This window comes from Agaribacter flavus, assembly GCF_042646125.1.
In the GTDB taxonomy this organism is placed as follows: Bacteria; Pseudomonadota; Gammaproteobacteria; order Enterobacterales; family Alteromonadaceae; genus Glaciecola; species Glaciecola flavus.
In genome coordinates this window covers 429,466-441,643 of the sequence record NZ_JBHRSW010000005.1, presented here as the reverse complement: position 1 = coordinate 441,643, position 12,178 = coordinate 429,466, and the positions used below count along the sequence as shown (strand labels likewise).

The 12,178-nt window shown below is 41.5% G+C and carries 8 protein-coding genes and 2 tRNA genes; 5 read left to right on the top strand and 5 right to left on the bottom strand.

Annotated elements, in window-relative coordinates:
* Window positions 1–48 precede the first annotated feature (48 nt).
* Window positions 49–1,611 (bottom strand): sulfatase family protein, encoded by a 1,563-nt coding sequence (locus tag ACFOHL_RS04065; protein ID WP_376918909.1) that lies wholly within the window; start codon window positions 1,609–1,611, stop codon window positions 49–51.
* 258 nt (window positions 1,612–1,869) lie between these two features.
* Between ACFOHL_RS04065 and ACFOHL_RS04060 the strand changes: the two genes are divergently transcribed.
* The 4 genes from ACFOHL_RS04060 to ACFOHL_RS04045 all read left to right on the top strand — a co-directional run bounded on the left by ACFOHL_RS04060 (window position 1,870) and on the right by ACFOHL_RS04045 (window position 5,373).
* Window positions 1,870–3,729, top strand: coding sequence for a right-handed parallel beta-helix repeat-containing protein (locus ACFOHL_RS04060; RefSeq protein WP_376918908.1), 1,860 nt, complete (start codon window positions 1,870–1,872; stop codon window positions 3,727–3,729).
* A gap of 240 nt (window positions 3,730–3,969) precedes the next feature.
* Window positions 3,970–4,045: transfer RNA gene (locus tag ACFOHL_RS04055), tRNA-Lys, on the top strand.
* 106 nt (window positions 4,046–4,151) lie between these two features.
* Window positions 4,152–5,192, top strand: coding sequence for a quinolinate synthase NadA (nadA, locus tag ACFOHL_RS04050; RefSeq protein ID WP_376918963.1), 1,041 nt, complete (start codon window positions 4,152–4,154; stop codon window positions 5,190–5,192).
* A gap of 90 nt (window positions 5,193–5,282) precedes the next feature.
* Window positions 5,283–5,373: transfer RNA gene (locus ACFOHL_RS04045), tRNA-Ser, on the top strand.
* A gap of 258 nt (window positions 5,374–5,631) precedes the next feature.
* On the opposite strand, the gene ACFOHL_RS04040 is transcribed toward ACFOHL_RS04045, so the two are convergent.
* Window positions 5,632–6,459, bottom strand: coding sequence for a prohibitin family protein (locus tag ACFOHL_RS04040; RefSeq protein WP_449188738.1), 828 nt, complete (start codon window positions 6,457–6,459; stop codon window positions 5,632–5,634).
* A 211-nt stretch (window positions 6,460–6,670) separates the two neighbouring features.
* Between ACFOHL_RS04040 and ACFOHL_RS04035 the strand changes: the two genes are divergently transcribed.
* Window positions 6,671–6,934 carry a DUF6471 domain-containing protein gene (locus ACFOHL_RS04035; RefSeq protein WP_376918906.1) on the top strand — a complete coding sequence of 88 codons (264 nt, stop codon included), beginning with the start codon at window positions 6,671–6,673 and terminating at the stop codon, window positions 6,932–6,934.
* Here the strand turns inward: ACFOHL_RS04035 and ACFOHL_RS04030 are convergent.
* The 3 genes from ACFOHL_RS04030 to ACFOHL_RS04020 all read right to left on the bottom strand — a co-directional run bounded on the left by ACFOHL_RS04030 (window position 6,924) and on the right by ACFOHL_RS04020 (window position 12,146).
* On the bottom strand, window positions 6,924–8,495 hold the full coding sequence (locus ACFOHL_RS04030) for a diguanylate cyclase (protein WP_376918905.1): 1,572 nt from the start codon (window positions 8,493–8,495) through the stop codon (window positions 6,924–6,926). The genes ACFOHL_RS04035 and ACFOHL_RS04030 overlap by 11 nt on opposite strands.
* A gap of 1 nt (window position 8,496) precedes the next feature.
* A complete protein-coding gene (locus tag ACFOHL_RS04025) occupies window positions 8,497–9,990 on the bottom strand; it encodes a bifunctional metallophosphatase/5'-nucleotidase (RefSeq protein ID WP_376918904.1) in 1,494 nt (497 codons plus the stop codon).
* Between the two features lie 113 nt (window positions 9,991–10,103).
* Window positions 10,104–12,146: a methyl-accepting chemotaxis protein gene (locus tag ACFOHL_RS04020; protein WP_376918903.1), complete on the bottom strand. Its 2,043-nt coding sequence runs from the start codon at window positions 12,144–12,146 to the stop codon at window positions 10,104–10,106.
* Window positions 12,147–12,178 lie beyond the last annotated feature (32 nt).

Below are 12,178 nucleotides of genomic sequence, written 5' to 3'. Positions count from 1 at the left end.
TGAGAGTAGTACAGGCAAGGAAGCCTTGTACTTCACTCAATTCGCTAACTATTTGCCTAGTTCAAGTAAAAATGTATCCCACCAAGCAAGGTAGCTGTCATGATCAATGTCTGTCGATAATCCGCGTTTGGCCATTTGTGCAGCGTAGTGCTCTTCGAAAAAGTTATCCCAATAATCTTTTACACTTTGTGCCTCTTCGACCATACCCATATCACCACTTTGTTCTTGCCATTTTACTAAGGCTATTCGATATTGCGACAAGACATTGGCATATTTGGGATCGTTTGCGAGGTTATTGATTTGCTCTGGATCATTGTGACGATCATACAGTTCTTCTAGTGGTTTTCTTGCAGCAAAAAATGCCGCTTGTACACTGTTCAGCGTGTTTTCTTCGTGCATCTTTTGCATTAGCGTTAATACGGGATATTGAAGTTTTTTGTAAGCATTAAATTGAGTGTAAGGCTTGTCAGGCATGAAGTTTCTTATGTAGTGAAAATCTTTGCCAATAACTGCTCTAATGCGATCATCTGTTTCATCACAGCGGTCACGCTGCGCATAAACATATTCAACACTCTGTTTTTGTTTACCAACGATAACTTTGCCTTCCATATGTTCTGGTACGTCTATCCCTGCCAAAGCCAATGTCGAGGGAGCCACATCTATCAAGCTAAGCATGTCTGTTGACCGTTGACCTTGCTCAATACCTTTGCCCCATACAATAAATGGCACATGCAGACCACCGTCATATAGCCATTGTTTATCGCGCAACATGGCGCGACCATGATCACCAAAAATGAAGACTATGGTATTGTCTAGCGCGTTTTGCGCTTTTAGTTCTGCAAAAAGATTGCCCACCTTTTTATCAACCATTTGGATAGTCTCTAAATAAAGCGCCCAGTCTCGTTTAACGATATTGTGATCAGGGTAATACGATGGTGGAGACACATCCTCAATATTAATGGGCTGGGTTCTATCTGCAACAAATGTGCGATGTGACTCGGTAAAATTAATTTGAGCGAAAAAAGGCTTATTTTTAGCTTGTTGTTTGTATGCTTGCCATGCGGATCCGTCTAAATATTTTGTTTCGGTCGGTGCGTGTGTGTAAGCGCCGCCAGAATACTTAATTTCGCCGTCAGTGGCGTCGAAGGCTTGAGTAACATGACTAAAGTTAAAGTCAGTTTTCTGTTTTGGGCCAAGTAGTAGGCTGAAATAGTCGGCTTCACGTAGATACTCTGAAAGCATTTTTACGTGTTCCGGCAACGCATAGCCATCGTCGAGATGACTGCGATGATGATGAGCACCAATGCTAGTTTGATGCATACCGGTAAAAAACGCTGAGCGCGAGGGTGAGCACACCGACGATGTCGAAAAGGCATTCTCGAATACTATTCCTTGTGACGCAATTTTATCCAAATTCGGGGTTTTAACAATCGGATGTCCATAAGTGCCGAGGTCGGTTGATATATCTTCCAAAACTACCCAAATGATGTTGGGGGGCGCGGATGGTTTGTCTGTTGCGATTGTTGTCTGCACATCATGCTGGCCACAGCTCGTTACAAACAAGACAAAAAATAACAAAAAATTTACTCTTTTCATGTTTGCATGTGCCATGTTGAGTCCTTCTAGTAAAGTTATATTTTATAAGCGGGAGAGCGCTCTCCTTTGGGTGTCTAAAATATTACACAATTAAATTAATTGTTAAACAAATTTTAACAATTGAAGCTGTTATGAAAATTGATTTAATAGACAGGATAAATAGAGTAGGCACGAAAGTGCTTTCCCTAAGAAATTCAATATAACCTTGTTCAACTATGCTGTAGTGCCGACCACTGTGTGCTCGAGTGAGGCAGCGTTCAACGGAATTTGCTCATGTCTTGTAGATTTACAAACGTCTTTTCAACTAGTGATAGTATTCGAATACTTGCTGTTGTTTTGTTTTTTTCCTTGGTCTTCTCTAGTTCCGTCTATGCTTTACAAGGCGCAGATGTAGAGGTGCTATACACAAAAGAGCACGGTATTGTGCCAAATACAAAGCAAGATAGCACGCGAGCCGTCGTCGAGCTTATCGAGAAAGCAGTGCGAAGTGGAAATAAAAAAATTGTCTTTGCTCCAGGCACCTACCATTTTTATCCTGAAATGGCGCATGAAGCTTATACTTTCATTAGCAACAACGATGAAGGCCTTAAACGAGTGGTATTCCCCTTATTTGGCGCAAATAACATAGAAATTGACGGGCAGGGCGCTGACTTCGTTTTTCACGGCGGGATTAACCCTTTTATTTTACAAGATTCTGCCAATATCACCTTACGCAATTTTAGTATTGATTTTTATCGCGCGTTTCACAGCGAAGGAAAAATACTAGCGGTAGGTGATGGTTACATGGATTTACATATTCCTGAAATCTTTCCTTTTCGTATCAACGCAGCGGGAATACTTGAATTTTTGGCTGCGGACGATATTCGACCGTCTAAAATTGAAAAAAACATAAAGTTGGAAAGGCGACTGACGACTAAAAAAGCAGAAGAGTATGCATTCAAGCGCATGCTTGAATATGACCCAGAAACCAGAGCCACGCCCTACATGGCCGGAGACTTACACAGTGGGCATTGGTTAAGTGCTAAAAAATTAGAAGGGCATCGAAATATAAGAATTTTTCATCCCGTGTTAAAAGGCACAGTCGGCAATATTATGACATTTAGTTCAAAATACCGCAGGTTTCCGGGCTTTGTTGTGTCAGACAGTAGTGAGGTACTGCTTGACAATATTACGATTTATCATGCTGGTGGCATGGGGGTACTTGGCCAACGTTGTCACAATTTCACGATGCAAAATAGTAAAGTGACGCCATCAGAGGGCAGGATCATTAGCGCAACCGCAGACGCCACGCATTTTAACAACTGCACTGGCAAAGTAGCCTTGATTAATAACCTATTTGAGAATCAACAAGATGACGCCACAAATATACATGGTATATATGCCATGTTTTATGAGCTACTAGACGAACACACTGCTTATATTAAAACGATGCATCCTCAGCAATGGGGCTTTGATTTTATTGATGTGGGTGATGAAATGGAGCTTGTGCACGGAAAAAGCCTCAGAACATATGGCACTAATACAATACAAAGTGTTACTCGCATCAACAAAGAAATCAATTTAGTACGCTTTGATAAGCCTATCGATAGTCGTATTAAACCCGGTGACTCAATTTCAGAGATTAGAGATTATCCTTTCGTACATATTAAAGGTAATACGATCCGCAGGAATAGGGCGCGAGGCATGTTACTCAATTGTCGCGGTAAAACCATAGTGGAAGACAACTATTTCCACGTTCCCGGCGCAGCCCTATTGTTTGAAGGTGATGCGGTCAATTGGTACGAACAAGGCGGTGTGACTGACGTGACCATTCGCAATAATGTCTTTGATAACAGCTTGTTTAGTGTTTGGGGAAAGGCAATCATTGATGTCGATGCCGGTATCGAAAAGGCGTTTCAGGCTGAGGTACGCTATAACAAAAACATCCTCATTGAAAACAATACTTTTAATGTATTTGATGAACGTTTGATATTAGATATTTTTTCTGTCGAAAACCTTCGTTTTACTAATAACACGATAAATAAAACGACCGCATTTCCTGAGAGAGAACTGACGACAGAACCCTTTTTCAGGGTCAAGCACAGCGATAATGTGATCATTGCCGATGATAACAAATTTGTTGGTTTCGACTGAGGCCATTTTAAAAGCTGCACACTGGTGTGTCATATTTACGGTGTAACAAAATGAGTATGTTTGCCAGTGTAGCTGACTGATATTTAGGCATTCAAAGCAAAAATCTCAAAAAATTAGGATTCAAGCTTGCATTGTTGTTGTTCTAACATTAATATGCACGCCGCTTTAGAGAGGCTTCAAGCTGGTTTGCTTTTAAAAACTAGTTTTTCGACAAAGGCAATCTAAAATATTAATCGATGGGGGTCGTTAGCTCAGTTGGTAGAGCAGTTGACTTTTAATCAATTGGTCGCTGGTTCGAATCCAGCACGACCCACCACGTTGATACACACTTTTTCCCTTATCGTTCTATTTTTACATCAACAAAATGAACTTTTTATTACCTAAGTGTATAATTAGTGCATCATCAACTCATTATTTTGACTATGACTTTAGCCACGCGAATTGCGCCGATTGACTATCCTTTTCCTGACAAGCCCGTAAAACTCAGTTTTGATCGCGAGCAAGCATTAATTAGCGACATCAAATTGTTGCTGAAACAGAAACAGGCGACATTGGTAGCGCATTATTACACTGACCCCATTATTCAAGCCTTGGCAGAAGATACTGGTGGATGCGTAGCAGATTCTTTAGAAATGGCTCGATTTGGGCGCGATGCAAAGGAGCAAACCTTAGTCGTTGCGGGTGTGAAGTTTATGGGCGAGACAGCTAAAATTCTTAGCCCTGAAAAGCGTGTATTCATGCCAACACTGGAGGCTACTTGCTCACTTGATCTTGGATGCCCCGAAAAAGAGTTTACGGAATTTTGTGACGCTCATCCTGAGCGCACCGTTGTTGTTTATGCTAATACCTCTGCAGCGGTTAAAGCCCGCGCAGATTGGGTAGTAACATCGAGTATTGCGTTAGAAATAGTCGAACACTTAGATAGCTTAGGCAAAAAAATAATTTGGGGACCCGATCGGCATTTAGGGGCGTACATCCAGAAGCAAACGGGTGCCGACATGTTGATGTGGAATGGCGAGTGTATTGTACACGATGAGTTTTCTTCACAGGCATTAAAAAAGGCGAAACACTTGCACCCAGATGCCGCAATTTTAGTCCACCCTGAGTCACCGGCAAGTGTTGTTGATATGGCCGATGCAGTTGGCTCTACTTCACAGCTAATTAAAGCTGCGCAAACAATGGACAACAAAAAATTTATTGTGGCAACTGACAAAGGCATCTTTTACAAAATGCAGCAACTCGAACCCAATAAGGAGTTCATAGAAGCGCCCACTGCCGGACAAGGTGCAAGCTGTAAAAGTTGTGCACATTGCCCGTGGATGGCAATGAACGGCTTGGTTGCTTTAAAAGAAGCGTTAACTCATCCGGCAGGACGTGAAATATTCGTGGATGCGGATTTACGCGACAAAGCCATGATCCCATTGAATCGCATGTTGAGTTTTGCTGCAGAAATGAAAGGATAGCGCAAATCTTCCGCGTTTATGCGCGTAATACTAAATTCTGACTTGCAACCTGTCGAAGTTTTACCTAGTATACGCGCGCTACAAAATAACGGAGAGATGGCTGAGTGGCTGAAGGCGCACGCCTGGAAAGTGTGTATACGTTTGTAGCGTATCGAGGGTTCGAATCCCTCTCTCTCCGCCATTTTAAATTTTAGTGCGTCACAGTTGCCTTCAGATGAGAGCTGCTACGTCAGGCTAATCAATCTACTCTACTTCGCCATACAACGCACAATGATCAGATAGCTCCCATAGAAAATCTATTTTGTCCTGTCCTTCAAGTTGATGCCGACCGACTGTGGTATGTAGCAACCATGAAAAAGCCCTGCTAATCAATAACAGAGCTTCATCTTTTTCATATATTTACATGGCTACTAAACAACTAAGTCTATTGCTTCGAGCCTTAGTTTTGTTTATTCCTAAGGTCTAGGATTGGCATGCCACTTTCGCCAAGTACGGTTTGTGGAAGTTGACCATTCCAATTTTGTGCCTCCGTTAAGGTGACGATTAAGGGGTTGTCCTTCAGTGCTTTTGCTTTCGCAGCTATAGCGGCGGCCTCTGCTTCACCTTTTAATCGGATTGCATTCGCTTCTGCTTCGGCAACTTTGACAATCCCTTGTGCTTTTGCGTCAGCAGTATTTACTTCTCGAAGTGCTTCTAGCCGTTGCCTTTCAAGTTTGTGCTCTTCTGCCGCGGCTAAGTTTTTTTCAGTTTGCTTGGTTTCTATCGACTGAATATATTTTGGAGGAAGTATAATGTTCTCAATTTGGATATTGTCTACCACGACAGGAAAGCTTTTCATCTCTTCAATTAAGTTGTTTTCTATTAACTGAATTGAGGTGGCGCGATCTTGTATTAATTGTTCAGCTTCAAAGCGAGGAATCACATCCTTTGTTGCCGACCTAAAGCGAGGGTCAAGTATACGCTGCTCAAATTGCGTCAGACCACCATACTGCCTAAACAAATCAAGCGCAGAGGATTTATCTACCGTCCAGTTCACAGACACGTGCACCGTAACCGGCATTTGCTCTTTTGTACTTGACGACATTTTTTCTTCGTTTTTACGGGTTCTTACTTCAATCGACTCAACCGAGTCAACAAACGGAACTTTGAAATGAAGGCCTGGGTTAACTTGGGACTTGGCTTCATTAAATCGCTTTACAATACCTATGTGTCCTTCTTCAACTGTATAAACAGAACCAAATATGACAACAAGCCCCAAAAGACCCATGATGCCAATTGAAGCAAACTTCTTTGTATTTAGTTTCATCTTTTCTACATGATCATTCATATGCAATTTCTCCATAAATTTACCGGAATAACAAGGTGTATTTAACTGTAATAAAAGACATACGTCTTTTATTCGAGACAATTTATAGTATTTGTTGATATTTGTCAATATTTGTCTATTATGTTGGACAAAATAAGTGTAGAGGTATTTTATGGCACAATTTAATTCCCCAGAGATGAAAGAGACAATACGGCGTATCGTTCGCGCTCAAATGATAGAAAAAGGCGTCAACTATAAGCAGTTGATGGAAAAGCTAGCGGCACTTGGCGTGTCGCAAACAGAGAGCACCTTGCGCTCAAAAGTAAACAATGCGTCTATGGGGGCGCAACTGTTTCTCTATATCCAAATGGCTTTAGAGATTGAAGTATTGGATTTGAAGCACGTAAAGGATGTCTTAAGCGATGTTAAATCTTAAAAGCGTCCATTGTGTTCCTACCCTTGTCTTTGGCGCGGTAAAGAGCCTTGTCCGCTTGCTCAATAATGGTTTCTGGAGGCCAATTGCTAGTTTTGTTGAAAGGGAAGGTCGCCACACCTGCGCTTACCGTCACGCGGCCATGTGGAGACTGTGAATGGGGAATATCCAGTTGCAGTATAGCTTGAATCAAGTCTTCGGTTTTTTTCTTTGCGGTATCAATATTTGTGTTAGGTAATAAACAAACAAATTCTTCACCGCCATATCTTGCAGTAAAGTCGGTTGAACGAGTCAAGGTTTCGTTGAGTTGATTGGCAACGAGTCGTAAACAGGCGTCCCCCTCAGCGTGCCCATATTCATCATTGTATTTTTTGAAATAGTCAACATCCACTAATACAAGCGACAGGTTCCATTCTTGCCGTTTGGCTTGTGCCATCATCGATTCAAAGGTACTTTCAAATGCGCGTCGATTAGCTATGCCTGTTAAGGGATCTTTTCTGCTTAAGGCTAATAGGGTTTTTTCTTGTTCTTTCACTTTGTTCAGGAAATTATTTACATTGTCTGCCAGTTTTGTGATCTCGTCATTACCCGACGATGCGACTTCGTCTATTTCGTCGTTTGAGGCGAGTTCTACATCTTTCGACAGGTCTACTAAGCGTAACACTATTCGTTTGTAGAGCAAGTAAATAGCTAAGAGCGAGATGACGATAGAAACGAGAACAATAATTGTATTGGTGTGAGTAATGCTCTCTATGGCTCTGGAGACCTCAGCCGACTCCTTTAAAGATTCTGACATCGTTTTACGGGATTGAAATTCTAAGGTATTCGCTACATCTTTCACTAGGTTAGCGACAAAATTACCTCGTCCCCGTGCTCTACCGATTATGCGTAAAGATTCAATTTTGTTCTGAATGTACCCAGTATCTTCCAGTAAATGCTCGCCGAGAACATCAAATACTTGATTGTTGGCGCTGGAAGAGGGAAAAGTTTTTAGCAAGGTACTAATGTCGCTTTGTATCTTTCTAATTTTGTTAATACGGGTTTGTTGATGAATTTGCGTAATATGCAGTAGTAGCTCAGTTAATTTTTTTTGTTCGAGTGCTGACAGCTTTCTCTCAGTTGTGGCTATTGAGATTGTCTCGACTAAGTGTTGTTCCTGTTCAAATAGGCGTCCAGTACTTTGTATTTTATCGATAATAAGTGCATTGAGTTCGTTCACTTCCCTCGACAAAACTGACATTTGTCTGCTTAAAAACGCATTCGACGCAGTATCCACATTCCTATTAATACCGAGGAGTACACCTTCTATCTCTGACATGGTAATTTGACGTTCAGGTTCATTTTTTGATTCAGTCAAGGATTTGGATAATGTGATAAGGCGTTCGATTTGATGGTGCAAAGTATTGGTTTTACTTAAACGCGGCAATCTCTCATTTGATAGATTATTGTACGAGTTTTTTAGTTCCCACAAAGAGTTTAAAGTAAGAGAGATGACCGCAGTGAACAAGCCCATAGTTAAGAGGATTGAAAAGCTGAATTGACGCAGTATTCGTTGTTTATACATCTTATTCAGTCCTTTGCTTAGCAAGATCCGCGGCACGCCCATCAACAGTTGAGGTAAATGATTGCGAGGCACGAATTTTTCGAATAACGATGTCAGAGAGTGGTATTTCCGATTCACTTGAGCGTTCGATAATACCTTTCTTAAATGCCGTCAATCCATCTCCACCCTGTGATAAATAATCCGTTGTAGCGACGCGATAAGTTCCAGTGAGTTCTATTGCCGTGCCATTTATTTTGGCAGATATGACCCTTTCGCCTGGCACTTTTTCACTATCATATGTGAATGTCATTCCAGAAACATGTGGGTAGCTACCTTTGTAATTCTCAACCTTGGCTAAACCTTGTTCTAGCGCCTCAAGTATATACTCGCCTTTTAAGGTTAACACGGTAACTTGAACTCTAAATGGTAGCTCGGTCGCGATATCTTTACGCGTGATGATATTGCCCGATACATATTCGCGATCGCCTCTGATGTTACCTCCATTAATAAAGGCAATATCGGTATTCGTTGCGTCTCTTAGCGCATCGGTAATAAAGTTAGCGAATGCGTTTTCTTCACTTCTAACACTCGCTCTTCGAGTAGTGGTGTTATTTTGCCAAGTACCAATCTCTTCATCTAATAGCCGATCCAAGCGCATGTTGTACTTGTCTAGTTGCATATTAGTGGCGCTTACACCGGGGAGAGATGACAATTGAATAGTTTGTTGAGATATAGATTGGTCTTGTGTATTGATTTTGACGACTTTTGCGGAACCAGCACCTTCTAGCAACACAATAGATGGATGGGAAAACTGTTCATTTTGAAACCTTTGGCTTAGCCGAGTATCTGACAAAAATACCAGATCAACAATATTGCTCTTTAGCAAGTTTTCTATGAACTCAAAGGGATAACTGATATGCAAAAGGACTAGGTCTGCGCCTTCATCTTTCAGTATTTTGGACAGCTTGTGTACAGTTTCTAGCGGGTCTAATATTTTGACCTTTGTTAATAGGTACTCTTCTATCACTCGCTGGTTTACAAGGGAAATAATACCAAGGCGGATGTTTTCTTTATCAATCGTCACGTAAGGCTCTAATCCGGAAATGATTTCTCCGGTACGTGTGTCGATAACGTTACTTGTTACCAAAGGAAAAGCACTCTCGTAAGCTCTAAGAGATAACTCATCTTCAAAATAACTAAACTCGCGTTTTGTTACGCCCATCGCATCAGGTTCGATTGAATTTAAAATATCGATGATGTGACTGCCGCGATCGAAAGCTGACATGGCGCTTGGGCCAATTGATCCTCCGCCAAAAACAAAAAAACGGTTTTTGCTTTTTATTGAACGAACAAGGTAGTCTAATTCAGCATAATAGCCTGTCGCCGGATCGTCGATTTCCTGCATGTCGGCGGCAAATATGAGTGTCGCGATATCCGCTTCATCTGCTTCCTGAGTCTCACCGAAGGCAAAAGTTGCAAACAGAAAAAAGCAACACAACGAAAGCCTAGATGTCATTTTAGTACCTGGGATGTTAAGCAACGTAGGTGACATTAAATGCTTGATTATAAATAAGTCCTTGTTTGATATATATTAAGATAGTGGGGGGGTATTAAGCAAATCCCAATACTTTATGATAGTTTAAATCCTGTAACCAAGTCGTTCAAAGCCTGAGATTGGCCTTTCATGTTGTCGGATGTAACGGCCGCCTCTTCTGTCATAGTGACATTTTTGTGGGTCATGTTGTCGATTTCCTTTATTGACGCAGAAATATTTTGGATACCTTTGGCTTGCTCTTCCGAAGCAGAGTCGATTTCGGCAATGACGGTCGTGACTTCTTTAATCGACTTCACAATTTTACCCATTGTATCGCCAGATTGCGTTACTAACTCATTCCCATTTTCTATTTTTGAAACTGAATCGGAGATTAATCCAGCTATGTCTTTAGCAGCATTTGCCGAACGTTGAGCTAGCGTTCTAACTTCGGATGCCACTACGGCAAAACCTCTGCCTTGTTCTCCTGCACGCGCCGCTTCAACTGCGGCATTGAGTGCCAGAATGTTCGTTTGAAATGCAATGCCATCGATAACGTCGATTATTTCTGATATCTTTTTTGCAGATTCGGTAATCGAGCCCATTGTACTGACAACTTCCGCTATTAATTTTCCGCCCGTACTGGCAATAGAGGATGCGTCGGTAGACAGACGGTTCGCTTGATTAGCATTGCCGCTATTGGCTGTGATCATGTCGGACAAAGATTGCATTGTATCAACGGCCTCTCTAAGACTATTGACCTGTAATTCTGTTCTACCCGCCAAGTCGTTATTGGCTTGTGAAATTTCTGACGCTGACTCGTAGGTACGCTGAGACGAACTAATAATCTGGATCATCACGTTACGGATATTGGTGATAAAAGAATTGAGTGCCTGCGCGACGTCATAGAATTCGTTTTCTTTTTCGAGTGTCAACGCGCCAGTCAAGTCGCCATCTGTCATTTTCGAAATTAGCGATTTGATTTGTTCTATTGTTTGTTTGCGCTCCGTAACGTCAGTAGCATATTTAACTACTTTGTAGGGTTTACCATTCAAATCAAAAATTGGATTATAAGAGGCTTGCAGCCACAAGCGCGTGCCGTCTTTAGCCACACGCTCAATTTCGTCACTAAAAAAAGTCCCCGCATTTAGGTTTGACCACAACGCTTTATACTCTTGGCTTTTCGCGTATTCAGGAGTCACAAAAATCTTATGGTGTTTACCTTCTATCTCACTCATTGAGTAGCCAGTTGCTGCGAGAAAATGCTCGTTTGCTTTTATAATCGTGCCATCCATATTAAATTCGATCACGGCCTGAGCTCGGTTAATTGCCTTTATTTGGCCACGATAGTCAATCGTTTTTAATTTTTGCTCGGTGATGTCAGTGGCAAATTTAATTACACCCACCACTTCTCCTGCTTCATTAAAAAGAGGGTTATAAGAGGCAGAAAGCCAGATTTCTTTTTCGCCTTTTCCCAATCTTTTTATTTCTGCAGTAAAGAATTTACCCTCTCGTAAGTTACGCCAAAACTGCTGATATTCGGGCGAGTCTCTCAACTCCAGAGGGGCAAACATCTTGTGATGTTGCCCTTTTATTTCATTTAGATCATATCCAATTGTTTTTAAGAAGTTTTCGTTGGCTGATTTTATGATGCCATCAGGCGAGAATTCTATAATCGCTTGAGAGCGATGCATAGCATGTAATACCGTTTTGTTATGCATATCCTCTGTCGTTTCGATTAACTCTATTAGACCACCAGAACCATTTTCTTTAAATTTTGTTACGGTTAAGGTAAGGCTGAAGCCTTCTTTTTGGGCGTTTTTACTGATTGTCTGACCATTGCCCATGTTTTCAAGGCTGACTACTTGGCCAAAAAGTTGGGCTATTGGTGTGTTCAACGCGGGAGATTCAAAGTTACCCGGAAACAGGGCGTTCAGATGATGTTTGTTGTGCGTTGTAAATGTATTGAAGGCTTGATTTGTTTTTAGGATTAACCCTTGTTCATCCACAATAACTTGTGGTGTATGGCTGAGCATGAATGCGCTTAGTTCAGCGTTGTGTTCTACTTTTTTTTCTGATGCAGAATGATGTAACGCATCATTTTGCGCATCTGAGTTTCCAAATAATTTGTTCAAAAACATGCTCTTGCCTTTCTCTGTTCGTCTACTGCTAT